The organism is Williamsia sp. SKLECPSW1, assembly GCF_054332755.1.
Map to the genome: position 1 here is coordinate 531,918 of NZ_JBTGLI010000002.1, position 24,948 is coordinate 556,865.

Genomic DNA, 24,948 nt, shown 5'->3' on the forward strand with positions numbered 1-24,948 from the left:
GAAAGGCTACCGCCCGCGGGCGCTCGTCCACGAACAGCCCACCCGCCGACCGGCGCGTCGAGCTGCGGGTCCGTGCGCCGGGTCCATCGCTCACGCGTCGACGACGTAGGGCGAGGTGGCGACCTCGGTGCCGTCGGCGAGCGTCCCGATCTCGAAGTCACCGAAGACCGTGGGTGCGAGGGTGACGAGCTGGCGGAGGCATTCCACCGCGAGGTGTCGGATCTCGACGTCGGCGTGTTCGGTCGCGCGCATGCCGACGAAGTGCCGCCACGCCCGGTAGTTGCCGGTCACGACGATCTTGGTCTCGGTCGCGTTCGGCAGCACCGATCGCGCCGCCTGACGTGCCTGTTTACGTCGCAGGATGGCGTTCGGGACGTCGGCGAACTTCGCCTCGAGCGCTCCCAGCAGCTCGGTGTAGGCGGCGCGGGAGGCGTCGGTGGCGGCGGTGAACAGCGCCTCGAGCTCGGGGTCGCCGGCGATCGCGGGCGGGGCCACCACGTTCGAGTCGTGTTCGGGGACGAAGCGCTGCGAGAGCTGCGAGTAGGAGAAGTGGCGGTGGCGGATCAGCTCGTGGGTGCACGACCGGGAGATGCCGGTGATGTAGAAGGTCACCGTCGCGTGTTCGAGCAGCGACAGGTGCCCGACCTCGAGGATGTGGCGCAGATAGCCGGCGTTGGTCGCGGTCCGCGGGTTCGGCTTGTCCCAGCTCTGGTAGCAGGCGCGGCCGGCGAACTCCACGAGCGCCTCACCGGCGGCGGCATCGGTCTCCCAGTCGACGTCGGCGGGCGGGTGGAACTCGCTGTGGGCCACCAGTCGCACGGACAGACCGACCATCTCCGACACCGTCACACTCCTCGCTCGCGCCTCTCGCGACGACGTCGATTGTCCCCCGAGACCCCTCTGCGACGGACATCCGCCCTCACGTGGACACACACTGCCGCCGACGGTGCACACTCGATCGCGAGGTGGCGACGACGAAAGGGATGGCGATGATCGCTCGACCGATCCGGACGACCACGACTGCCGTGCTCGTCGCGGTGGCGCTGGTCCTCGGCGTCCTCGGTGCCGCAGCGGCCGATGCGGCACCCGCGCCGACGGTGGACCGTTCGTTGCACCTGACGGGGGCACCGAACGCGCGGACCCTTGCGGGGTACGTCGGCACCGGCGGACGCGTCGTCGACGACCAGGTGATCCGCAGTGACAACCTGTCGCAGCTCACGGCGGCCGATGTCGGCGTGCTGCAGCGGCGGGACGTCGAGGTGATCGTCGACCTGCGGACCGGTGTCGAGCGCGCTCTGCAGCCGGACCGACCGGTTCCCGGCGCGGCAGTCCGCGATCGGGACGTGTTGGGACGCACACCGGTCACCACGCTGATCGACCTGCCCGCGTCGTACCGCGCCTTGGTGACGGACCCGGGGGCGCGAGCACAGATCGCCGCGACGCTCCGGGACGTCGCCGCGGTCACGGCGGCCGGACACCGGGTGCTCATCCACTGCACCGCCGGGAAGGACCGGACCGGGTGGGTGTCGGCTGTGCTGCTCGAGATCCTGGGTGTCGGGCGCGGGACCATCGAGTCGGATTACCTCGCCAGCAACACCTATCGCCACGCCTCGCCGCGCGACGGCATCAACGGTGTGAACCTCGGCCTGCTCCGGACGTCGTGGCGATTGGTCGACTCGCGATACGGCGGCATGGACGGCTATGTCCACCGTGGCCTCGGCCTCGACGACGCGGTCCTCGCGCAGCTACGGGGCGCCCTGCTGGCCTGAATGCACGGACGGACGCCCGCTCAGCGAAGGGCGTGGTCGAGTTGGCGCGCGAGGTCGCCGCGGTCGGCGACCACGACGTCGTCGGCGCCGAGCCATCCGGCCATGGTCCGCAAATCGACCGCCAGCGCTTGTGAGAGCGCACCGCGGTCGACGTCGTCCTCCGCGTGGGATGCCTGCACGCGGAGCACACGATCGGCGCGGTCGTGTTTGAGATCGACACGGGCGCCCACGGTCTCGTTCCAGAGGTAGGGGAAGACGTAGTATCCGTGGACTCGTCTCGGTTCCGGGACATAGATCTCGATGCGGTAGTCCATCCCGAACAGTCGAGCCAGGCGGGGCCGGAAGAAGACCAGCGGGTCGAAGGGCGCGAGGAGCGCCGACGCCGTCACCCGTCGTGGGGTGCGCGCAGCGGGGTCGAGGTAGGCGATCGCATCCCATCCGCGGACTGTCACCGGGATCAGGTCGCCGGTTTCGACGAGTCGTGCCACGGATTCTCGGGCGTCGGACACGGGTAGCCGGAAGTAGTCCCGCAGATCGACCTCGGTGGCCACGCCGAGGGCTGCGGCCGCCCGTCGGACGAGGGCATCGACGGCCTCGTCGCGAGGCACCTGCCGGGCGACCCGCTCCTCCCCCACGATCCGCTCGGCGAGGTCGTAGTGGCGGGCGAACGTCTCGTCACGGACGGCGGTGAGTTCGCCGGCGGCGAGCATCACCTCGCAGGTGTGCTTCACCTCGCTGCGGTCCCACCAGGATCCGCGTCGGGGTCCTTCGCGTCGGCGGCCGAGGGCTTCTTCGAGCATCCCGCCGGTGGCGGGGCCGAGGTCGGCAACCGCGGCCCGGACCTCTGCGCGCAGCCGCGTCTGCGAGGGGCTCTCCGTCTCCGCGCGCGAGTAGCGGCCGAATCGGTAGTCCGCCATCCGCCACCCGAACAGCGGCCAGTCGTCGACGTCGATGAGGGCGGCCTCGTGTGCCCAGTACTCGGTGAGCATCCGCGGACGGCGGGCCGTCGACCGCCAGGCCGCCTCGTCGAGGAGTCCGGTGTCATACGGCCCGAGCCTGCTGAACACCGGCATGTAGTGCGCGCGCACCGCGACGTTCACCGAGTCCATCTGCAGCAGTCCCAGGCGGTCGACGACGCGACGGAGATGACGACGTGTCGCGGGCCCGGTCGGTGCGGCGTCGGCGAAACCCTGTGCTGCGAGCGCTGTTCGACGGGCCGCGGCGAGGGTCAGGGTGCGCTGCGGCTGCGGGGACGCCGTCATCCGCGGCGGGCCAGGTCGCGGTAGCGGTAGCGGATCCCCGTGGTCGACGTCTGCCACCCGTGGTCGGCGACGGTGTCCCAGTCGGCCTCGTCCACCGGCGGGGCGAACGCGTCGGGGGCGTCGATGGTCACGTCGATGTCGGTGATCCAGAGTGTGTCCGCGTGCGGCATCGCCAGCGCGTAGATCTGGGCACCCCCGAGGACCACCACTGTCTCGTCCTCGCCGCGGGCCGTCCCCAGTGCGCGGTCGAGGTCACCCGCGGTGGTCGCGCCCTCGGCCGACCATGCCTCGTCCCGGGTCACGACGATGTTGTGGCGGTGCGGCAGCGGTCGAAACCTCGGCGGTAGCGAGTCCCAGGTGCGTCGACCCATGATGACCGGGTGGCCGGTGGTGAGTTCGCGGAACCGTCTCTGGTCCTCGGGGACCCGCCACGGGATGGTGTTGTCGCTCCCGATCGCCCCGGCGCGGTCGGCCGCCCAGATCAGCGCGATGGTCATACCGCGACGGGTGCCTTGATGGCCGGGTGGTGCTGGTAGTCGACGACCTGGATGTCGTCGAAGGTGTAGGCGAACAACGAATCCCGGGGAGCGAGTCGCAGTGTCGGGTACGGGTACGGGTCGCGGGAGAGCTGCTCGGTGACCTGATCGACGTGGTTGTCGTAGATGTGGCAGTCCCCGCCGGTCCACACGAAGTCACCCACCTCGAGTCCGGCCTGCGCCGCCATCATGTGGGTGAGCAGCGCGTAGGACGCGATGTTGAACGGGACGCCGAGGAAGAGGTCGGCGGACCGCTGGTAGAGCTGGCAGGAGAGCTTCCCGTCGGCCACGTAGAACTGGAAGAACGCGTGGCACGGCGGTAGGGCCATCTGCGGGATCTCCCCCACGTTCCACGCCGACACGATGTTGCGACGGGAGTCGGGATCGCTGCGCAGGAGCTCGAGCGCCGCGGTGATCTGGTCGACGTGGTCGCCCGACGGGGTCGGCCAGCTCCGCCACTGGACGCCGTAGACCGGCCCGAGTTCGCCGTTCGCGTCAGCCCACTCGTCCCAGATGGTGACACCGCGTTCCTGGAGCCAGCGCACGTTGGAGTCGCCGCGCAGGAACCACAGCAATTCGTAGACGATCGACTTCAGGTGAACCCGCTTGGTGGTGATCAACGGGAAACCCTCGGCGAGGTCCCAGCGCATCTGCCGTCCGAACACGCTGCGGGTCCCGGTGCCGGTCCGGTCGGACTTGGGCGTGCCGGACGACAGCACGTCGCGCAGGAGGTCCTCGTACGGGGTCGCGATCATCGCGTTCATCCTACGAGAGGGCCATCAGCCCTGGCGGGAGCCCTCGAGGGCGCGCCGCCTCACACTGTGAAGTTGTCAAGGTACCGATGCGGTCCTGCTCACCCGCAGGTGCTGGGAAGTGCCGGCTGGTCAGGCGGCGATCCTGTCGAGCCGCAGTGTGCGTCGGTTGTAGGCGGGGTGGAGTTCGCGGCGCGGGTCCACCGACGCAGGTGGTCGGATCCAGGGGTGACGGTCGGGGCCCATCACGATCTCCCACCCCTGCTGATGCACCGCGACGTGGCAGGTCCGGCACAGCAGACACCCGTTGTCACAGGTGGTCGGCCCACCCTGGGAGTGGTAGACGATGTGGTGGACGTCGGTCCACGACGCCGGATCACCGCACTTGATGCAGCACTCGTCGCGGGCGACGATCGCCTTGCGGGTGCGGCCGGTGAACAGTCGCGCCGCGGGTGAGATGTCGACCGGTGCGGCGTCGACATCGACCGCGATGCGGGTGACCGAGGCGTCGCACGCCAGCAGCGACACCGCCTGATCGGTCACCGAGCCCATCCACTGCAGATGCGCCGGGCCCGCGGGTGTCACCCCACAGCATTCGTCGGTCGTCGCCGGGACGGTCAGCAGGATCTCCGTGCGCGCCGGCGCCACCAGGCCGCCATCACCGAGGGCCCGGGAGGCGGCTTCGACCACTTGAACGAACGCATCGGCTCGCCGCTGCGCCGCCGACCGCAGATCCGGCGTCCCGTCCGGGAGTGGCTTCGGGCGGGATGCGGTGTCGACACACGAGATCAACCGCTCCCCGGTCACGACGTCCAGATCGAACGACCCCGCCAACCGGCCATCCTCACGCTGCACCCACGACACCTCATTCAATGCGGCGTCCTCAGCGACCGGCGTCACCGGCTCCTCCGACTCCTCTGTCTCGGGTTCGTGCTCGAGTGCGATGGCCCGCGCACGGTCCGCGATCTCCACCGGCGACCGTCCCGCAAGGGCGTGCCCGATCAACACCGCCTCGGTCTCCACCGCCAGCCCGGACCCCAACGGCGACCGTGCTCGCACCGCCACGTGGCGTACCCCGCGGGCGATCGCGTCGGCGGACTCCGCCGACAGCGACCCGTCCCGCACATGCCGAGCCACCACCGGCAGATGCACGATCGCCCGCCCGAGCCGGATCGCCCGCGACGCCACCACCGGAACACATCCGTGGCGGCGCAGCAGTTCGCGCACCGACATCCCGAATCGCTTCGCGGTACCGCGGCACTCGATCTCCCCGGTCACCCGCACCAGCAGGCCATCGGCAGCGTTACGTGCCGCGACCGCCGCCCGCAGCCCTGCCACCAGCACGTCATCATCGGCGGGAGTGTCACCACACTCGCGGACGGCATCAGCAAGGCGATCAGCCGCCTCCACCACGGAATCGAACATACATTCGACTCTACCGTGTACCGTTCAGACGTCAAGGGCCGATCTGAACAAATGTGCACTTCGCTGTAGCGGAGCTATGAATCCATGATCTGGGCCGCCACGGTCGCACCGAGTTCCCAGCACGCCTCGAGATCGGCCTTGTCCGGCGCGCCGGAGGCGACGACCGTCTGCGCCACCCGCGTCCAGCCGAGTCCCGTGGTGATCGAGTCGACCGCGCGTTCGGCGCCCTCGGTCCCCTCGTTGCCGTGGAGGTAGAGCCCGAACGGCCGACCGCGGGTCGCATCGAGGAGCTGGTAGTAGCTGACGTCGAAGGCGTGTTTGAGAGCCCCGGAGATGTAACCGAGGTTCGCCGGTGTACCGAGCACACAGGCGTCGGCCTCGAGCCACTCGACGGGCGAGACGGTCAGCGCCGGGCGCCGGATGACCTCGACCCCGGTGATCTCGTCGTCGGTCGCACCGGAGACGACGGCCTCGAACATCGCCTGGCAGTGCGGGGACGGCGTGTGGTGCACGATGAGCAGACGGCTCACACCGATCCCTCCCGCTCTGTCTTCTCCTGCGCGACAGCACGTTTCATCATCTGGCGTGCTCTGGTGCGGTCACCCGCGTAGTCGTAGGCGCGTGCGATCCGATAGGTGTTCCGCCAGTTCTCCGGGTCGGCCTCCCATTCGACCCGCACCTGCGCGAACAGGTCGTCGGCGGCGTCACGTTCGATCCGACCCGACGGACGCCGCGGCAGCGCGGAGACGTCGAGCTCGCGGCCCTCCTCGCGGGCACGCCGAGCGAGTTGCTGGTGCGTGATCCCTGCGCGCACCGTCGTGACGGCCATCCAGATGCCCAGCAGCGGCAACAGGAGCACACCGATCCCGAGGCCCACGCCGACGACGCCACCGTCCTCGATCAGCTGGACGCCGCGCACGCCGAGCAGCACGATGTACACCGCGAGCAGGACGAGGATCACCAGGATCGTCAGGACGATCGGACGCGAGTCGCGGGTGTAGAAATCCCTGCGGGCCATCGGGATCAGAGGTCGAGCAGGTCGTCGAGGCCGACGGTGAGCCCGGGCCGGGTTCCGATCTGTCGCACACCGAGGAGCACGCCGGGCGCGAACGACGAGCGGTCGATCGAGTCGTGTCGGATCGTGAGCGTCTCACCCTGCGTGCCCAGGAGCACCTCCTGGTGGGCGACCAGTCCGGCAACCCGCACCGAGTGGACCCGTACGCCCTCGACGTCGGCTCCACGGGCGCCGTCGAGTTCCTCCGATGTCGCGTCGGGCATGGCCGGGCTGCCGGCCTCGGCACGGGCGGCGGCGATCATCCGGGCCGTGCGGTAGGCGGTCCCCGACGGCGCATCGGCCTTGTGCGGGTGGTGGAGTTCGATCACCTCCACGGAGTCGTAGAAGCGGGCGGCGGCCGCGGCGAACCGCATGGACAGAACCGCCCCGATGGCGAAGTTGGGGGCGATCAGCACTCCGGTACCCGGCGAGTCGTCGAGCCACTGGCGCACCTGTGCGAGGCGATCGTCGTCGAAGCCGGTGGTGCCGACGACGGCATGGATGCCGTTGTCGATCAGGAACTCGAGGTTGTCCATGACGACCGACGGGTGGGTGAAGTCGACGACGACCTGCGTGCCCGACTCGACGAGCGCCGACCGGTCGTCACCCTTGTCGATGCCGACCGTGAACTCGAGGTCGTCGGCCGCACCGACCGCCTCGACGACGGCCTGCCCCACCTTGCCGTCGCTGCCGAACACACCGACGCGGATTCGCTCACTCATGGGTCCATGATCCCCCACGGCCCCGACGCCAGGCCACGCCCGTGCGTTCAGCCGCCCCGGATCAGGTCCGCGCACTTCTCGGCCATCGTCATGACCGTGATGTTCGGGTTCACCGTGGGGAGCTTCGGCATCGCCGAGGCGTCGACGACACGTAGGCGCTGCGTCCCGCGCACGCGCAGTTGCGGGTCGAGCACCGCCATCGGGTCACCGTCGGCGCCCATCCGTGCGGTCGCGGCCGGGTGGTAGACGGTGTTGTGCGTCTTGTGCATGTAGTCGACGAGATCGTCGTCGGACACGGCGTCCGGGCCGGGCGCGAGCTCGCGGGCGACCCACCCGCGCAACGCATCCTGCTCGGCGATCGTCCTGGCCAGTCGGATCCCCGCGGTCATCACGCGTTCGTCGTGGTGATCGGGGTCGGTGAAGTACCTCGGATCGACCCGGGCCCTGTCCCGGAAGTCCCGGCTGCGCAGCCTCACCGTGCCTCGTGATCGGCCCTGGGTGACGTTCGGGGTGAGGCAGAAGCCGTTGTCGGTGGTGGGGTATCCCCACCGCAGCGTGTTCATGTCGAACGGGACGCTGCCGTAGTGCATCATCACGTCCGGCAGCGACAGGTGAGGGTCGGTGGTGGCGAACACGCCGATCTCCCACCACTGGCTGGAGCTGGTGACCATCGGCCTGGCGGCCTCCCAGAACACGAGGCCCTCGACGTGGTCGTCGAGATTCTCCCCCACACCCGGTGAGTCGACGCGCACATCGATGCCGAACTCCCGCAGCTGCTCCGCGGGCCCGATCCCGGACAGCATCAACAGCTTCGGGGTGTCGATCGCACCGGCGGTCACGATCACCTCACGGCGGGCGCCCACGACGTCGAAGCCGGTGAGGTCGGGACGCTGATACCGCGCGCCGGTCGCGGTGGTGCCGTCGAACAGGATCTCCTGGACCCAACACCCGGTGCGGACCTCGAGATTCGGCCGACGTCCCATGATCGGGTGCAGATAGGCATGCGAGGTCGACATGCGCGTGCCGTCCTCGCCGGCGTTGATCTGGAACCACCCGGCCCCGTTGCGCACCGTCTCACCGCGGTTGAACCCGACGGTCGGCAGCCCGACCGCCGCGGCCGCCTCGAGAAGCGCAGTCCCGCAGGGATCCAGCGGTGGGACGTCGCGCAACCGTACGGGGCCGTCGTGTCCGTGGTCGCCGGGGGCGTCGTTGTTCTCCAGCCGTCGCGTCAGCGGATGGACCTGAGCCGAGCCCCATCCGGTGAGCCCCATCTGTTCCCACTCGTCGAGATACTCGGCCGGTGGCCAGAACGCGATACACGAGTTGTGCGACGAACATCCACCGAGAACCTTCGCCCGCGCATGCCGCATGAAGCTGTTGCCACGCCCCTGCGGCTCGATCGGGTAGTCCCAGTCGTATCCGGAGTCGAGCAGGTGCATCCAGTCGGTGAGGACGAGCACCGACGGGTCGTCGACATCACTGGGCCCCGCCTCGAGGAGGCACACCGACACCGACGGGTCCTCCGAAAGACGTGCGGCGAGAACGCAGCCGGCGGTCCCACCGCCGAGGATCACGTAGTCGAACTCCCCGGCGGTGACGGCGGTGTCGGTCAACGGGTCGGCCACGTGTCCTCCTCGGTCGTGCCGACGGCGGGTGTCTCGTCGACGCTGCTCGCGGCGTGTGATCGCAGGGTGCCGATGCCGCGACCTCCGACCGTCGCGTACCAGAGGAATCCCGCCGCCGCGATGATCCCGATGTAGATGAACGCCCCCCACGCGTTGTACCACCCCGGCCCGTAGACCGACTCACGTGGCCAGGCCAGGTTCAGGGCCATCGCGATCCCCCACACGACGGCGACGATGTTGACCGGGAGCCCCCAGCGTCCCATGCAGAAGTAGCGCCCTGCCGCCAGGTCCTCCGGCGGCCACTCACCCCGGAACCGCTTCACCAGCAACGGCGCGGTCACCATGAGATAGGCGATGTAGATCATGATGATCGCGATCGAGGTGAGGACCGTGAAGATCTGCGGCGAGTTGATGTTCACCACGAGGATGAGCACGGCGAGGACGCCGATGGTCACCGCCGGCACGACCGGGGTCTTCAGGCGCGGGTGGACCTTGGCGAGCCGCTCACCGAAGGGCAACGCGTTGTCGCGGGCCATCGCGAACGTCAGGCGGATCGCGGCGGTGTGCACAGCGAGCGTGCACACGAACACCGCGATCACGATGCAGATCAGGAAGATGGTGCCGAGCGGCGAGACCATCACCTTCTCGACGATGTACTGCAGGCCACCGGACTTCACACCGATCTCCGGGTCGTTCAGATCGGGTGCGGCGAGCACGGCGAACACCAGGATCGCGCCACCGATGACGAACGACGCGAGGATGGCCCGCAGGATCGCCGTGGGCGCGGTCTTGCGCGGCTCGGTGGTCTCCTCCCCCAGCGACGACGCGGTGTCGAAGCCGTACATCACATACCCCGACGCCAGTGAGGCGACGAGGAACGCACCGAGGAACCCGCCGGAGGCCCCTGCGCCGTAACCGTTGTCGGAGAAGAACACGGCCGGCGTGCGCTTGATGTTGAACGCCAGGATCACCGCGATGAGGACGGCCGCGATGAGCTCGATGAACACCCCGGTGCTGTTGATGATCGACATCAGTCGCACACCGAACGCGTTGATCACCGTGGTGGCGAGCACCAGGATCGAGCCGAGAAAGACCGCGTTCTCCGGCGACACCTGGGTGAGATCGCTGCTCCCGACGATGCGGAACCCGCTCCAGATCCGCGGCAGGGTGGCGTCGACGGCCAGCACGACGGCGGAGATGGTGACGATGGAGGCGGTGAGCATCATCCAGCCCGAGAACCACCCGATGGCCCTGGTGCCGAGGATCTTCGCCCAGTTGTACACCGATCCGGCGATCGGGTACTTCGCCGCGAGTTCCATGAAGCACAGCGCGACGGCCAGCTGACCGACGAAGACGATCGGCCACGACCACAGGTAGGCGGCGCCCGCCGTGGAGAAACCGAAATAGAACAGCTGGAACGTGCCGGTCAGGATCGAGATGTAGCTGACACCCGCAGCGAAGCTGGCGAACTTGCCGATGCTCCGGTCGAGACTCTCCTTGTACCCGAAGTGCTCCATGCCGGTGTCGGGCGCGGTCTGTGTCATGGTTCGAACCAACCTGCCGTCGGCGCCGCCGTGTTGTTCCAGATGTGTTTCGTCTCCTGGTATTCCGCCAATCCCGACGGACCGAGCTCGCGACCGTTCCCGGATCGCCCGTATCCACCCCACTCGGCGGCCGGCGTGTAATAGCCGAAGTCGTTGATCCACACCGTCCCGTGGCGCATCCCCCGGGCGAACCGCTCCGCGCGTGCGGGATCGGCCGTACGGACACCGCCCGCGAGGCCGTACCGCGTGTCGTTCGCCAGTTCCAGGGCCTGCGCCTCGGTGGTGAACCGCTCCACGGTGAGGATGGGCCCGAACGTCTCGTCCTGGACGATCCGCATGGACCGATCGCAGTGGTCGAACACGGTGGGCGCGTAGAAGTATCCCGCCGCCAGTCGTGGATCGTCACGGGCCGGGTCGTCGAGACGACGTCCCCCGGTCACCAGTCGCGCACCCTCGGCCGTCCCGGACGCGACATGGTCCACGATCTTGTCGAGCTGCTGCTGGGAGACGAGCGGACCCGTGCGGCTCTCGGGGTCGCGCCCGGGCCCGACCGCGATGCGCTCGGCACGCGTCGCGACCGCGGCGACCAGTCGGTCGGCGACGGACTCCTCCACGATGAGGCGCGTTCCCGCCGAACAGACCTGACCGGAGTGCAGGAAGACACCGGTGACCACCTGGTCCACCGTCGCCGCGAACTGATCGTCGGTGCCGCAGGCGTCGGCGAAGACGACGTGGGGGTTCTTCCCGCCGAGTTCGACGAGGACGCGCGTCACGTGTCTCGCCGCGGTCGCGGCGATCACCTGCCCGGTCGCGAGTCCGCCGGTGAACGAGATGAGATCGACGTCGGGATCGTCGTTCAGCGCGTCGGAGAGGTCGCTGCCCGCACCGAGCACGAGGTTGACGACGCCGGCGGGTGTCCCGGCCTCGACGAGAAGCCGGGTGAACGCGATGGTGGTCAGTGGTGTGACCTCGCTGGGCTTGACCACCATCGTCGCTCCCGCGGCGAGAGCAGGCGCCACCTTCCAGGAGATCTGCAGCAACGGATAGTTCCATGGGGCGATCAGCACACAGACGCCGATCGGCTCGCGCACGACGCGGCTGATCACGGCCGGGTCCCCCACGTCGACGACGCGGTCGGCGACGGTGGTGACGAGGTCGGCGTAGTAACGGAAGACGGCGGTGACGTCGTCGATGTCGATCCGGCTCTCCGCGAGCGTCTTGCCGGTGTCGCGGGTCTCGGTCTCGGCGAGGCTCTCGCGGTCTCGCTGCAGCAGATCGGCGACGCGACGCAGCAGCGCGGACCGTTCGGCGACCGGTGTCGCCGGCCACGGCGAGGTGTCGAAGGCACGACGAGCGGCGACGATCGCGTCCCGGACGTCCGACGGGTCGGCCTCGGCCACCTCGGTGATGGTGCTGCCGTCGGCCGGGTCGATCACCGCCCGCGTACGCCCCGATGCGGCCGCGCGCCAGACCCCGTCGATGTACAGATCGTCCACGAACCGATCTTTGCCCCTAGGCGCACATCCCGCTCACCCAATCGTGGAATTGCGCGATGTGGTGTTCGGCCGGGACCAGGACGCCCCCGTGCCGGTACGCGCGCGAGGACATCCCCGGTTGCGTACGCTCGCACGCCTCGAAGTCCTGCAGGTTGACGCGGTGGAAGAGCTCGACCCCGGCGGAGGTGTCGTGTCCGGCGGCCACGACGTCCGGTGCGTACAGCCAGTCGCACACGACGGTCGTGCGGTCCACGGCGCGCGGGAACATCCGATGGACGATCACGTGATCGGGGACGAGGTTCACGAAGACCGTGGGGTTGACGGTGATCGCGTAGTAACGCCGGTCGTGGTCGGGGGTGAGATCGGGCAGTGCCGCCGCCCCGGCCGATCCGTCGACGGTGAAACCGTCCACCGTGGAGGCGAACTCGGCACCGTGTCCGACGTAGTACTGCGCTGCGAGACCGTCGGCGAACTCGGGCAACACCTCGGTCAGCTCCGGGTGGATGGTGGCGCAGTGATAGCACTCCATGAAGTTCTCGACGATGAGCTTCCAGTTGGACCCCACCTCATAGGTCTCGCGGTGGGCCAGGGCGAGACCGCCCACGTCCCACCGGTCGATCATCGCCGGGTCCCCGAGCCGATCGGTGACGGCGCCGATCACCGTGTCGGCGAACGACGGCGGATCGTCGGCGAGACACACCCACAGGTATCCCAGCCATTCGCGCGACTGCACCGGGACCAGTCCGTACCTCGTGCGGTCGATGTCGCCGAGGCTGCTGAGATTCGGCGCTGCCACGAGCGCGCCGTCCAGCCCATAGGTCCATGCGTGATACGGGCACTGCAGGGTTCGTCGAACGGCACCGGATTCCTCCGTGCACACCAGGGCACCACGGTGCCGGCAGGCGTTGAGGAACGCGCGCAGCACCTGGTCCCGCCCACGGACGACCAGGATGCTCTCGCCGCCGATCTCGACGGTCGCGAAGCGACCGGTCGCCGGGACGTCGGCCACCCGGACGGCGCACATCCACCGCCGCCCGAAGATGCGCTCGGTCTCGCGGGTGAACACGGCCGGATCGGTGTAGGCAGACCCGGGCAGGGTGGGCACGAGGGTCTCGCCCCCCTCGTGCGCGACGTCTTCCGGGGGCGCTGCTCCCGGGGTCACTGCTTCTGCGCTCACGGGATGCCCACTCCTGCCGTGTCGCCGGCCAAGGCGGGCCGGTGCGGGTCGAAGATGCCGATCGGGTGGCTGGTCCCGCCGTCGAGGACGAGGTCGGCGAGGATCTCCCCGACCACCGGTACGAACTTGAACCCGTGGCCGGAGAACCCGCACGCGACCGCGACGCGGGGATGACGCGGATGATGCGCGATGACGAAATCGTGGTCGGGTGTGGTCGAGTACATGCAGGTCGCGGCGTGCAGCATGCTCGTCGACGCGTCGTCGTCGGATCCGGCGCCGGGGATGAGCAGTCGGAGACGGTCGAGCATGGCCTGCGCCTCGTCGGGGTGTACGACGCGGTCGACGGTGTCCGGGGAGCAGTCGATCCCCTTCCGGAAGAAGGCCGTCTTGATGCCGCCGTCGGGCCCGTCGATCGCCGGGAACCCGTATATCTGTTCACCGCGGTCGGTCTCGTGGATGTAGATGGGTGCGTCGACCATCGCCGGGGCACCCGGGGCGAGATCGAACCAGTACATGACCTGTCGCTCGATCCGGATCCCCGCGTCGAGATCGGCGAGGAGTTCCGGTGCCCACGCCCCCGGGCAGACGACGAGTCGGTCCGCGTGCAGGACGCCCTGATCGGTCGTCACCCGCACCGCGTCGCCGGTGTCGGCCCAGTCGAGCACCTCCACCCCGAAGCGCAGATCAGCGCCCGCCGCCTGCGCCAGATCGATGTGAGCGCGCACCGTCACCTCCGGTCGGGCGAATCCCGCGAGGTGCTCGTACACGCCGATGTGGTCGGGAGCCGGTGCGAAACCGGGGAATCGCGTGGCGATCTCGTCGGCGGTGAGCACCTCGTGGCCGAGTCCGTAGTCGCGGGCCGCCCGGAGCGATCCCGCGACCGTGGTCGACTCCGCCGGGCCGGCGAAGACACCGCCGGTGATGCGGTGCACCTCGCGACCGCTGTCGACACCGAGTCGTTCCCACAACTCGTAGGAGCGCAGCAGGAGCGGCACGTAGGCCGGGTCCTCGAAGTAGGCCTGGCGGATGATGCGCGACCCGCCGTGCGACGACCCGCGATCGTGGGCGGGTCGGAAGCGTTCCAGTCCGACGACGGACGCACCCCGCTCGGCGAGGTGGTGGGCCGCAGCCGACCCCATCCCACCGAGCCCGATGACGATGACCTTCTCGCTCATCGGTAGTCACCTTTCAGTCGGAGGTTCTCGGGGTCGACGACGACGGGCGGCACGACGCGCAGCGATCGCTGTCGACCGAACCACTCGGCCGTCACGGCATCCCCGGGGCGCAGATCGGCGGGCCCCCACGCATGGGCGACGGTGGCACCCACCGTGGGTGACCACGCGGCGGATGTGATGTAGCCACTGTCGGAACCGTTGTGTCGCAGAGGTTCCGAACCGAGCAGGACGGTGTCCGGATCGTCGGCGACGAGCGTGTGCAACCGCCGCAGGACAGGGCGTTCCGCGACGGCCGCTCGCCCGACGAACTCGTGGTCCTTCGCCACGGCGAAGGCGACGCCGGCTTCGTGCGGCGAGTCGGTGCGTGTCATGTCGGCACCCCAGGACCGGTACCCCTTCTCGATGCGCAGGCAGTCCATCGCCGCACGACCGCCCCACACCGCTCCGACGGCTTCGGCGTTCTCGCCGAGCGCCGCGGCCAGACGCCGACCGTCTGCCGCGCTCGTGGTGATCTCCCAGCCGAACTCACCGACGTACGACACCCGGGTCAGCAGTGCGGGCACGTCGGCGACGGTCGTCTCCGCGCAGCGGTAGTACCGCAGACCCGACGGCGAGACGCCGAGGTCGGTGAGCGGCGCGACGATGTCGAGCGCTCGTGGCCCCCACACGGCGACACAGCATGTGTCGTCGGTGATCTCGCGAACGTCCACGTGGGCGCCGGTCGCTCGCGCCCGACGTGCGGCCGTGGTCAGGCGTGCGACGTCGAGGGGCCCGTTCAGGCCGACGACCACGCGCTCGGGCCCGACCCGAGCGACCGTGACGTCGCTGAGTATCCCGCCGGTCTCGTCGAGCATCAGCGCGTACACCACCGACCCGACGGGCCTGTCGGGGTCGCGCGTCACGAGCGGCGCGAGCATCGCGACGGCGTCGGGTCCGGTGATCTCCACACGCGTCAGCGAACTCATGTCGTAGAGCCCTGCGACCTCACGCGTGGCGACGGCTTCCGCGAGGACGATCGGTGACCATCCGCGGGTGTACCACTCCGGCAGGTCGGGGACCTCGACCGGGAACCGTTGCGTCAGCGGAGAATCGACAGAGAACCACAGTGGCCGTTCGAACCCGTGCGAGACGCCGAACGACGCACCTCGGGCGAGGTGGTCGTCGTGGAGTGCCGACGTGCGTAGTTCCCGCGCGTCGGCCGGCAACGCCCGCGGATGGATGATGTCGTAGACCTCGACGAACGCCCGCGACGAGCGCGCCACGACGGCGTCGCGATCGAGTTCTGCCGGCGCGAACCGTGTGACGTCGCACCCCGACACGTCGACGCCGGGCGAACCCGACGTCATCCAGTCGGCGATCGCGGCGGCGGCGCCCGCCGACTGCGTCACCCAGATCGCCTCGGCCACCCAGAACCCGTCGAGACCGGGGTGTGGTCCGAGCATCGGTCCGCCGTCGGGGGTGAACGAGAAGACACCGGTGAACCCGTCGGCGATCTCGGCGTCGCGGAGACCGGGGAGCACGCGCCGCGACTCGTCCCACGCCGTACGGAACCCGTCTGTCGAGAACGGGAGCATCGACGGCATCGGCTGGTCGGCGGTGTCGGTGTAGAGGGACGCCATGTCGACGACGACGGGATCGTGGCCGTAGTACCCGATGCCGATGCTCTCACCGTGCTGGCGGTAGTACAGGTCGGCGTCCTGGTGGCGCAGGATCGGCAGCGTCGCGGCCGCGTGAGCGGCACGCGGGTCCGCGAACGGGCGGCCCGCGGGAACCGCTGTGGTGGTGACGTATTCGTGTCCCATCGGCACGAGCGGAACGCTCAGCCCCACCATCTCACCGAGTTCGACACCCCAGAATCCGCCGCACGAGACCACCACGTCGGCGTCCAGCACGCCACGATCGGTGCGTACCCCCACCACACGATCACCCTTCGTGAGGACGTCCAGGACGCGGGTGTCGGCGAGGAAGCGCGCCCCCGCGGCCTCGGCCCGAGCGCGCTGCACGGCGATGCAGGTGAGCGCGTCGGCGAGTCCGTCGTCGGGGGTGTGGAGTCCACCCAGCACGGCGGCGTGATCCAGCAGGGGGTGCAGGCGGATGCACTCGTCGGGGTCGACGACCTGCGCCGTCCTCCCCCAGGACGCCGCCCACCCTGCCTTGCGATGGAGTTCGGCGAGGCGCTCCGGGGTGGTCGCGATCTCGAGCCCACCGACGGGGTTGAAGCACAGCGCATCCGGCGTCGACAGGTCGCGGAACTTGCCGACCGTCGCGGCGGCGAGGTCCGACAGGGCGCGGGATGCGTTCGTCGAGAAGACCAGGCCGGGTGCGTGACTGCTGGAACCCCCCGCCGCCGGCAGCGGTCCGCGGTCGACGACGGTGACGTCGTGCACTCCACGCAGGCAGAGTTCGTCGGCGAGCGAGGTGCCGACGATCCCCGCACCGATCACCACCACCCGCGGACCGTGTTGTCCGTCGACACCCATGGGTCACCACCTGATCGAATCGCGCCGGGAGCCAGTTGCTCATGTCGCAACTGGTTGCTCAACACGCAACAGGATGCGGTCCACGGGGCTGCGCGTCAATCGGACGCGCGGATCAGACGGTGTGACCCAGACGAGCGCTGACCGCCCCGGCGGCGGCGACCGCCTCGCGCGACAGTTCCGGTATCCGCTCCGCACCCATCCGGAAGGTGGGACCGGAGATGCTCAGGGCGGCGATGACCTCGCCGGTGTGGTCTCGGACCGGAGCCGCCACCGCGGTCAGACCCTCCTCCAGTTCGTCACGCGCCGCGCCCCATCCCTGCTCGCGGATCGTCTCGAGCTCGACCCGGAGCTGCGCGACGGTCACGATCGTCGCCGCGGTGAACCGCTCGAGGTCGGCGGGCAGCACCTGCGTGAGGCGGGTCTCGGACAACCCCGAGAGCAGGACCTTCCCGCTCGACGTGGCGTGCGCCGGACTGCTCTGTCCGACGAATGTGCGCAGTGCGATACCCGCCCCACCGTTCGCCTCGGTCACGTTGACCGCGCGGTCGTCGTCGAGGACGGCGAGGTTGACGGTCTCGCCCACCTCGTCGGCCAGGGGTTCGCAGACGTCACGGCTCTCGCGCCCGAGGTCGCGGCGGGACATGGTGGCGCCGGCGAGCCGGACCACGGTGAAGCCCAGTCGGTACTTGCCGCGATCACTGACCTGCTCGACGAACCCCCGGGATTCCAGCACCGAGACCAGCCGCGACACCGTGGACTTGTGGACCCCGAGCGCATCGGCGATGTCCGACACGCCGCCCTCGCCGTCGCGGCCGAGGATCTCCAGGACCTCCAGGGCCCGGTCGACCGACTGGACGGATGCGGGCGGTACGTCGCGTTTCGTCATGTCCTCGTCACTGTAGATCGCGGGACTCGCCGGGCCCGCACTTGACGCGCCACCCGCCCGCTGTCACAGTGTTGCGCAATACGCGCAGCGTTGCGTGAAACGCAACACGATGGGAGAAACGCTCATGCCGCTGAGCGAGTACGCCGCACACCCGACAACCGCCGACGCACACCCGACAACTGCTGACGCCGCGCCCGAGGGGATCGGCGGAGGCCACCTCGCAGTCGCCGCCCTCGACGACCTGAGCCTCGACACCCCGGTGCGCGTCGACATCGTCGGCCGTGCACCGATCATGGTGGTACGCACCGTCGACGGCGTGTTCGCCGTCGACGACACCTGCTCACACCAGGACACGTCGCTCTCCGCGGGGTGGGTCGAGGACTGCGCTGTCGAGTGCCCTCTGCACGAAGCGTGTTTCGACCTGCGGACCGGAGCGGCGATGGGCCCGCCGGCCACCCGGCCGATCGCGACGCATCCGGTTCAGGTCGTCGACGGCCTGGTGAGCGTGTGGCTCGCGGACGCGCAGAGGGCGACCGACGCCGCGTGATCGGCATCGTCGGCGCATCGCTGGCGGGACTCACCGTCGCGCGCACCCTCCGGACACTCGGTGTCACCGACCCGATCACCCTCGTCGGCGCCGAGCCCTGGCTCCCCTACGACCGCCCACCGCTGTCGAAGGAGATGCTCGCGGCAGGCGCAGGCGCACCCCCGGCACCGGATCCCGGGTGGGTGAGCCTCCTCGCCCCCGGTGAGGCCGATGAGTTCGGATGGCGCCTCGGCGTCTCCGCGACAGGAGTCTCGTCGACGGAGGACGGTGCGACCATCCACACCGGCGCCGGCGACGTTCCCTCGCGTGCCGTCGTCCTCGCGACCGGCGCACGGGCGCGTCGTCTGCCGGGCGACGACCTGGCCGGGGTGCACGCGGTACGCACCCTCGACGACGCGCGCCGACTCGCGACCGACCTCGCGTCGGCTCAGCACGTGGTCGTCATCGGCGCGGGGTTCATCGGCGCCGAGATCGCGTCCACCGTCTGCGCCCAGGGACGCACCGTGTCGATGGTCGAGACCTCGGCCGAACCGGGCGTGGCCATCTTCGGCCGACAACTGTCCGACTGGGCACTGGATCTGCACCGCCGCGCCGGGATCGGCGTGCACCTCGACACCCGGGTGGACGGCTTCGTCGGCGACGACGGTGCCGTCTGCGGTGTCCGCCTGGGTGACGGCCGCCTCCTGCCCGCCGACGTCGTCGTGGTCGGCGTGGGTGCCGTACCCGAGACCGCGTGGGCGGCCGGGTCGTCGGTGGCGGTCGACGACGGCTTCCTCACCGATCAGACGGGCGCTACGTCTGTGTCCGGCATCTGGGCGGCAGGCGACTGCGCCCGGATCGTGGACCCGGTGTCCGGGGCGTCTGTGCGCCGTCAACACTGGTCGGCCGCCATCGAATCCGCGCGCGTGGTCGCACATTCCGTCGCCGGGGTCGAGCCGCCGGCGCCCAGGACGCCCTACGTGTGGAGCGATCAACACGGGCATCGCATCCAGATCTGCGGGGCGGTGCCCGCAGACGCCGATCCCGTGGTCGTCGAGGGTTCACTCGCCGAGGACGCGTTCGTGGCGGTCGCCGGCGACCCGGAGGCACCGGCCGCGGTGATCGCGGTGGACATGCCCCGACAGTTCACCCGCCTGCGCAAGACGATGGACCGTCAGCGCGCCGTCGCCCGGGTCTGACGCCGCCACCCACCCGATCCCGGCGGTTCCGGTGTCAGAAGACGGGTGCGTCGGCCCGGACGTGCTCGAAGACCAGTGACGTCGTGGTGCCCGCGACCTCGGGCCGCGCGTTCAACGTCTCGACGAACTCACGCAGCGCCAGGGTGTCGGGCACCGCGACATGCAGGAGGTAGTCGTCGGTGCCCGCGAGGAAGAAGACGTCGATGATCTCGTCCCGCCCGCGGATCTGGCCGACGAAATGGCGGATCTGACCCCGGGCATCGGACTGCAGGCTCACCGCGACCATCGCGCGCAGCGTCCGGCCCACGGCAGCCGGGTCGATGTCGGCGAAGAACCCGCGGATCACGCCCAGGTCGACGAGTCGCCGAACGCGTCCGTGACAGGTCGACGGGGCGATCCCCACCCGTTCGGCCAACTCCCGGTTGGCCATGCGACCGTCGCTGCGGAGCAACCGCACCAGGGCGCGGTCGACGTCGTCGAGGTCGACCGCTCCGGCCGGTCGAAGATCGTTCGGCGAGGTGCTCATGGAGATCGACGATACCGAACTTCGTACCGCATTACACGATGCACAAGAATAACCTTCAGTAGCGTTGCCGCCTGGCCGAAGACCCTTCACGCTTGGTGCACTGGATCGCTGACTCGCGGCGACCCGACGACCGGCTGAAGGAGGCGGACCATGCGCGTGGGCATCCCCCGTGAGGTGAAGAACAACGAGTACCGGGTGGCGATCACCCCCGCAGGCGTCACGGAACTCACCCGGCGCGGCCACGAGGTCGTCGTCGAGGCCGGAGCGGGCGAGGGATCCTCGATCCACGACGTGGACTTCAAGGAGGCCGGCGCGCAGATCATCGCCGGCGCCGACGCCGTCTGGGAGCAGTCCGACCTCGTCCTCAAGGTCAAGGAGCCCATCGCCGAGGAGTACCACCGGATGCGGTCCGGGCAGACGCTGTTCACCTACCTGCACCTCGCGGCGAGCCGTCCCTGCACCGACGCGCTGCTGTCGTCGGGCATCACCTCGATCGCCTACGAGACGGTCACCGCCCCCGACGGCAGCCTGCCCCTCCTCGCGCCGATGAGCGAGGTCGCCGGCCGGCTCGCCCCGCAGGTGGGCGCCTACCACCTGATGCGGTCCGCAGGCGGTCGCGGAGTCCTCATGGGTGGTGTCCCCGGCACCGAGCCCGCCGACGTCGTCGTCATCGGTGGCGGCGTCAGCGGTGTGAACGCCGCGACGATCGCGATGGGCATGGGCGCGCAGGTGACCGTCTTCGATCTCGACATCACCAAGCTCCGCGCGATCGACGCCCGTTTCGGCGGTCGCGTCCACACCCGCTACAGCACCGCTCTCGCCCTGCAAGAGGCCGTCGTCCGAGCCGACCTCGTCATCGGAGCGGTCCTCGTCCCCGGCGCCAAGGCGCCGGTGGTGGTGCCGAATTCCCTCGTCGCACAGATGAAGCCGGGCTCGGTACTCGTCGACATCGCCATCGATCAGGGCGGGTGCTTCGAGGACTCCCGCCCCACCACCCACGACGACCCCATCTTCACCGTCCACGACTCGGTCTTCTACTGCGTGGCGAACATGCCCGGATCGGTGGCCCGCACATCCACCTCGGCGCTCACCGGCGCGACGCTCCCCCACGTCATCGCACTCGCCGAGAAGGGTTGGGAAGCAGCCGTGGCCACGAACCCCGGGCTCGCGGCAGGCCTGTCGACACATGAGGGACAGCTGTTCTCGGCCTCGGTCGGCGAGGCGCTGGACCTGCCGGTGGCCGCGTCGCCGGTCTGACAGGTCAGTCCTCGGGCACCAGCGGTGCGTAGTGGGCCATGTTGGCCATGCGCCGCTGGATGCCCGCGATCTCGCGGACGGCCTGGCCGACGAGACCCCGATCCAGCGGCGACAGACGTCGCATGGTGATGATGTCGCCGACGTGTTCGGCACGGTCCATCTGAGCGACCTGGTAGGAGATCCGCACCTTCTGCAGCACGTCGAACACCTCGACGAGTGTGCGGGAGTTGTCGTCGGTGAGCATCTGGCTCCCTGCCGCCGCCCGGAGCCGTGATCGGGTGTCCAGCTCGGTGGACTCCACCGACAAGGCCGCCCACCGCGCGATGTTCACCAACGGTGTGAGTGCGTGGGTCTTGATGTCGAACGTCCCCGCCCGGCGGGCGAGCACGTCGCGCGTGGAGCGGATCCTCGCCTTGTGCGACAACGACTCCGCCAACAGCAGCCGCAGCGTCGACGGATGCGACCGCAGGTCGGAGAACACCTGAGTCACCTCCGACAGGCCACGGTCACCCCAGATCGGGCGGCCGTCGAGCATCAGCGAGGTCATGATCATGCCCTTGTTCTCCAGGGGCGCCCGCAGCCATTCACCCGCCGCGGACCGCCACTGCGCGTGGGTCCGAGCGAACAGCGGTGCGGACGCGACAGCACCGTTGGTGTCGATCGTGAGACCGCATTCACGCAGGATGTCGTCGACGCGCGCGAAGACCCGTCGGTAGGCGGCGTTCTCCTCGGCCTCGGTGACGGTGTCGTCGAACGCCACAGCGCTGTCCACGTCGGAGCTGAGCACGGCCTCACGACGTGCGTTCGAGCCCAGCGACAGCCATGTCAGCCGATCGCCGTCGAGGGCGGGGCATTCGCCCAGCGCGATCTCCAGTGCCCGACGGACCATCGCGTCGTGCACCAGCGACAACACCGCCGTCACCTCGTGTGAGGGTTGACCGCGCCGGACGAGATCGGCCAGGACCCACGGTGTCCGGCGGGCATGGTCGGCCAACTCGGCGACCGACGTCGCCCGCGAGATCTCCGCGCGCAGCCCGACCGTCGCGCCACCGGGCGCCGCGACGAAGTCACCCGGGCCGACGACGCCCAGCAACCGACCGGAGGGATCGACGACGGGCAGGCAGGTGAGGTCGTGTTCGAGGATCTGCAGGAGGCCCTCGGTCGCCGGTGTACCCGTCACGACGCTGCGCGCCCGCGGCGTCATCACCGCAGCGACGGGGGTCTCCGCCGACAGGCCCCGCGCCACCAGCCGGGACCGGATGGTCGCATCGGTGAGGATTCCCAACGTGCCGTCGGTCCCGGGCACGACGATGTGGTCGCGACGTCGGTCGGTCATCACGCGTGCCGCCTCGGCGACGGTCATCTCGGGGGTCCCCACGACCGGCGCGGTGCGGATCAGTTCGTCGACGGTGCCCGCACGGACCGGTGTGCTGACGATCCGTCGCGGCGTCTGCAACTGACCGGCCAGGAAGCGCGCCCCGGCCATCGTCGAGAAGACGGCCTGCACCGACTCACTGGGCAGGGTCGCGACCGTGCTGTCACGCAGCGCCACCGCACGTGGGCCCGAGGTCCCCTGGGTGAGCAGCGAGAGATATCCGAACACCCCTCCGACGCCCAGGATCTCGTCGGGGTCCTCGTCGGGCAGTCCGTGCGGCGCGTCGACCTCACGGTTCCACAGTCCCACCTCGCCGGAGACGACGACCGTCAACACCTCGATCCGCTCGGTGAAGCCGTCGACGATCACCTCCCCCGCCGCATACCGACGCCGCGTGACAGCTGCGGCCAGGCGTTCGAGCTGATCGACGGGGACCGCGTCGAACGGAGGGTGCCGCCGGAGGAAGTCCGCGACATCGGTCATCGCCCGATCGTGGCACACGGCCGCAGCCACCGCGTCGCATCCTCCTGTCCGACTTCGGCGAATTGTCCGACAGGGCAACATCGCACGCCCACTCCGGAAACACTCGGGAAACCTCCGCTGCGCATAGTTTCCGCTCATGACCTCGGACACGTCCTCACCGACAGCGCATCTCGATGCGGAGACGGTCGGCTACAAGCAGTCACTCGGCCGGCGGCAGGTGCAGATGATCGCGATCGGCGGAGCCATCGGCACCGGCCTGTTCCTGGGTTCCGCGTCGCGCCTCAACAGCAACGGGCCGGCGCTGCTGGTGAGCTACGCGTTCGCGGGGCTCGTCGCCTACTTCCTCATGCGCGCACTCGGCGAGCTCGTGCTGCACCGCTCGACGAGTGGCGCTTTCGTCTCGTACATGCGCGAGTTCTTCGGCGAGAAGGCCGCGTACGTCACCGGCTGGATGTACTGGTTGAACTGGGCCCTGACCGGCGTGGCCGAGCTGTCCGCCGTCGGGGTGTACGTCCACGACAAGTTCGAGTCCATGCCGAACTGGTTGTCGGCGCTGATCGCCCTCGGTGTGGTCCTCGGGGTCAACCTGTTGAGCGCGAAGGCGTTCGGCGAGTTCGAGTTCTGGGCGTCGATCCTCAAGGTCGGGGCGATCGTGCTGTTCCTCGTCGTCGGACTCGTCGTGGTGCTGGGCGCCGTGCACGTCGGTGATCATCAGGCCGGCTTCTCGAATCTGTGGGACAACCCGGGCGGTTTCTGGCCGACCAGCGGTGCCTACAACTGGTACGGCCCGATCCTCGTGATGTCCGGGGTGGTGTTCGCCTACGCCGCGATCGAGATGGTGGGTGTGGCCGCCGGGGAGATGGAGGACGCCGAGACCGAGGTGCCGCGCGCGGTCAACGCGGTCATCTTCCGTATCGCGGTGTTCTACATCGGGTCGATCCTCCTGATGTGCGCGATGCTCCCCACGACGTCCTACACGGCGGACACCAGTCCGTTCGTGACCGTCTTCCAGAAGCTCGGCTTCGGATGGATGGGCGACGTCATCCAGGTGGTCCTCATCGTGGCGGCGATGTCGAGCCTGAACTCGGGCCTGTACTCCACCGGGCGTGTGCTGCGCAGCCTCGGGATGAGCAAGCAGGCCCCCGGTTTCACCACGAGGATGAGCACCGGCGGGGTGCCGTGGGCCGGGATCGCGTTGACGACCGTCGTCTACGTCCTGGGCGTCGTGCTCAACGTCCTCGTCCCAGGTCGCGCCTTCGACATCGCGCTGGAGGCCTCGTCCATCGGCATCACGTTCACCTGGGGCACGATCTTCGCCTGTCAGCTCAAACTGCGGTCGCTCGTGAACAAGGGGATCATCCCCAAGGGCAAGTTCCAGGCGCCCGGCTACCCGTACACCTCGGTGTTCGGGCTCGTGTTCCTCGTGGCGGTCATCGTGGCGCTGGGGATCTCCGGCTGGCTCGACAAATCGGGTGGGCGGGTCGACTTCTGGGTGGTGGTCGTCGGGATCCCCCTCATCGCGGCCGCACTGACGCTGGGGTGGTTCTGCATCCGTGGCAACGTCGTCGACCACACGAAGGGTCGGATCGGTCCTGCGTGGGCCGAGGCCGAGCGCGAACACGCCGCCCGCACACTGGGCTGAGTGTCGGCGGGTTGTCGGTTAGCGTGGCTAACCTGCA

Annotated in this window: 22 protein-coding genes; 5 read left to right on the forward strand and 17 right to left on the reverse strand. The window is 69.5% G+C overall.

Going from position 1 to position 24,948, the window contains the following annotated elements; translation table 11 throughout:
• Positions 1–90: 90 nt before the first annotated feature.
• The gene (gene thyX / locus ACXVUM_RS18345; RefSeq protein WP_458523343.1) at positions 91–843 is read right to left on the reverse strand and encodes an FAD-dependent thymidylate synthase; all 753 of its coding nucleotides are present in this window, start codon (positions 841–843) and stop codon (positions 91–93) included.
• Positions 844–989: 146 nt separating this feature from the next.
• On the opposite strand from thyX, the gene ACXVUM_RS18350 reads away from it, so the two are divergent.
• On the forward strand, positions 990–1,769 hold the full coding sequence (locus ACXVUM_RS18350; protein ID WP_458523344.1) for a tyrosine-protein phosphatase: 780 nt from the start codon (positions 990–992) through the stop codon (positions 1,767–1,769).
• A gap of 20 nt (positions 1,770–1,789) precedes the next feature.
• On the opposite strand, the gene ACXVUM_RS18355 is transcribed toward ACXVUM_RS18350, so the two are convergent.
• The 14 genes from ACXVUM_RS18355 to ACXVUM_RS18420 all read right to left on the reverse strand — a co-directional run bounded on the left by ACXVUM_RS18355 (position 1,790) and on the right by ACXVUM_RS18420 (position 17,903).
• The gene (locus tag ACXVUM_RS18355; protein WP_458523345.1) at positions 1,790–3,031 is read right to left on the reverse strand and encodes a winged helix-turn-helix domain-containing protein; all 1,242 of its coding nucleotides are present in this window, start codon (positions 3,029–3,031) and stop codon (positions 1,790–1,792) included.
• Entirely contained in the window at positions 3,028–3,528 is a 501-nt protein-coding gene (locus tag ACXVUM_RS18360; protein ID WP_458523346.1) for a dihydrofolate reductase, read from the reverse strand. Before ACXVUM_RS18360 ends, ACXVUM_RS18355 begins: the two co-directional genes overlap by 4 nt.
• Positions 3,525–4,331, reverse strand: coding sequence for a thymidylate synthase (locus ACXVUM_RS18365; RefSeq protein WP_458523347.1), 807 nt, complete (start codon positions 4,329–4,331; stop codon positions 3,525–3,527). The genes ACXVUM_RS18360 and ACXVUM_RS18365 overlap by 4 nt, the downstream gene beginning before the upstream one ends.
• 120 nt (positions 4,332–4,451) lie before the next feature.
• Complete coding sequence (locus tag ACXVUM_RS18370; protein WP_458523348.1) at positions 4,452–5,744, reverse strand: DUF222 domain-containing protein; 1,293 nt, start codon at positions 5,742–5,744, stop codon at positions 4,452–4,454.
• Positions 5,745–5,818: 74 nt separating this feature from the next.
• Positions 5,819–6,274, reverse strand: a complete 456-nt coding sequence (locus ACXVUM_RS18375; RefSeq protein WP_458523349.1) for a flavodoxin family protein — start codon at positions 6,272–6,274, stop codon at positions 5,819–5,821.
• Positions 6,271–6,762, reverse strand: a complete 492-nt coding sequence (locus ACXVUM_RS18380) for a hypothetical protein (RefSeq protein WP_458523350.1) — start codon at positions 6,760–6,762, stop codon at positions 6,271–6,273. The genes ACXVUM_RS18375 and ACXVUM_RS18380 overlap by 4 nt, the downstream gene beginning before the upstream one ends.
• A 5-nt stretch (positions 6,763–6,767) precedes the next feature.
• Positions 6,768–7,520 carry a 4-hydroxy-tetrahydrodipicolinate reductase gene (gene dapB, locus ACXVUM_RS18385; RefSeq protein WP_458523351.1) on the reverse strand — a complete coding sequence of 251 codons (753 nt, stop codon included), beginning with the start codon at positions 7,518–7,520 and terminating at the stop codon, positions 6,768–6,770.
• 47 nt (positions 7,521–7,567) lie between these two features.
• Positions 7,568–9,145, reverse strand: a complete 1,578-nt coding sequence (locus ACXVUM_RS18390; RefSeq protein ID WP_458523352.1) for a GMC family oxidoreductase — start codon at positions 9,143–9,145, stop codon at positions 7,568–7,570.
• Positions 9,130–10,689, reverse strand: a complete 1,560-nt coding sequence (locus ACXVUM_RS18395; protein ID WP_458523353.1) for an APC family permease — start codon at positions 10,687–10,689, stop codon at positions 9,130–9,132. Before ACXVUM_RS18395 ends, ACXVUM_RS18390 begins: the two co-directional genes overlap by 16 nt.
• Positions 10,686–12,185 (reverse strand): aldehyde dehydrogenase family protein, encoded by a 1,500-nt coding sequence (locus tag ACXVUM_RS18400; RefSeq protein ID WP_458523354.1) that lies wholly within the window; start codon positions 12,183–12,185, stop codon positions 10,686–10,688. Before ACXVUM_RS18400 ends, ACXVUM_RS18395 begins: the two co-directional genes overlap by 4 nt.
• 16 nt (positions 12,186–12,201) lie before the next feature.
• On the reverse strand, positions 12,202–13,362 hold the full coding sequence (locus ACXVUM_RS18405; RefSeq protein WP_458523355.1) for an aromatic ring-hydroxylating oxygenase subunit alpha: 1,161 nt from the start codon (positions 13,360–13,362) through the stop codon (positions 12,202–12,204).
• The gene (gene solA, locus ACXVUM_RS18410) at positions 13,359–14,537 is read right to left on the reverse strand and encodes an N-methyl-L-tryptophan oxidase (RefSeq protein WP_458523356.1); all 1,179 of its coding nucleotides are present in this window, start codon (positions 14,535–14,537) and stop codon (positions 13,359–13,361) included. Before solA ends, ACXVUM_RS18405 begins: the two co-directional genes overlap by 4 nt.
• Complete coding sequence (locus ACXVUM_RS18415) at positions 14,534–17,017, reverse strand: GcvT family protein (RefSeq protein WP_458523357.1); 2,484 nt, start codon at positions 17,015–17,017, stop codon at positions 14,534–14,536. The genes solA and ACXVUM_RS18415 overlap by 4 nt, the downstream gene beginning before the upstream one ends.
• Before the next feature lie 112 nt (positions 17,018–17,129).
• On the reverse strand, positions 17,130–17,903 hold the full coding sequence (locus ACXVUM_RS18420; protein WP_458523358.1) for an IclR family transcriptional regulator: 774 nt from the start codon (positions 17,901–17,903) through the stop codon (positions 17,130–17,132).
• Between the two features lie 124 nt (positions 17,904–18,027).
• On the opposite strand from ACXVUM_RS18420, the gene ACXVUM_RS18425 reads away from it, so the two are divergent.
• Entirely contained in the window at positions 18,028–18,450 is a 423-nt protein-coding gene (locus ACXVUM_RS18425) for a bifunctional 3-phenylpropionate/cinnamic acid dioxygenase ferredoxin subunit (RefSeq protein WP_458523359.1), read from the forward strand.
• Positions 18,447–19,628 (forward strand): NAD(P)/FAD-dependent oxidoreductase, encoded by a 1,182-nt coding sequence (locus tag ACXVUM_RS18430; RefSeq protein WP_458523360.1) that lies wholly within the window; start codon positions 18,447–18,449, stop codon positions 19,626–19,628. The genes ACXVUM_RS18425 and ACXVUM_RS18430 overlap by 4 nt, the downstream gene beginning before the upstream one ends.
• 34 nt (positions 19,629–19,662) lie before the next feature.
• Here ACXVUM_RS18430 and ACXVUM_RS18435 read toward each other — a convergent pair whose 3' ends face one another.
• Complete coding sequence (locus ACXVUM_RS18435) at positions 19,663–20,154, reverse strand: Lrp/AsnC family transcriptional regulator (protein WP_458523361.1); 492 nt, start codon at positions 20,152–20,154, stop codon at positions 19,663–19,665.
• A 150-nt stretch (positions 20,155–20,304) separates the two neighbouring features.
• Between ACXVUM_RS18435 and ald the strand changes: the two genes are divergently transcribed.
• Positions 20,305–21,411: an alanine dehydrogenase gene (ald, locus tag ACXVUM_RS18440; protein WP_458523362.1), complete on the forward strand. Its 1,107-nt coding sequence runs from the start codon at positions 20,305–20,307 to the stop codon at positions 21,409–21,411.
• Positions 21,412–21,415: 4 nt separating this feature from the next.
• Here the strand turns inward: ald and ACXVUM_RS18445 are convergent, their stop codons facing one another.
• Entirely contained in the window at positions 21,416–23,269 is a 1,854-nt protein-coding gene (locus ACXVUM_RS18445) for a DUF294 nucleotidyltransferase-like domain-containing protein (RefSeq protein ID WP_458523363.1), read from the reverse strand.
• Between the two features lie 136 nt (positions 23,270–23,405).
• Between ACXVUM_RS18445 and ACXVUM_RS18450 the strand changes: the two genes are divergently transcribed.
• Entirely contained in the window at positions 23,406–24,911 is a 1,506-nt protein-coding gene (locus ACXVUM_RS18450) for an amino acid permease (RefSeq protein WP_458523364.1), read from the forward strand.
• Positions 24,912–24,948 lie beyond the last annotated feature (37 nt).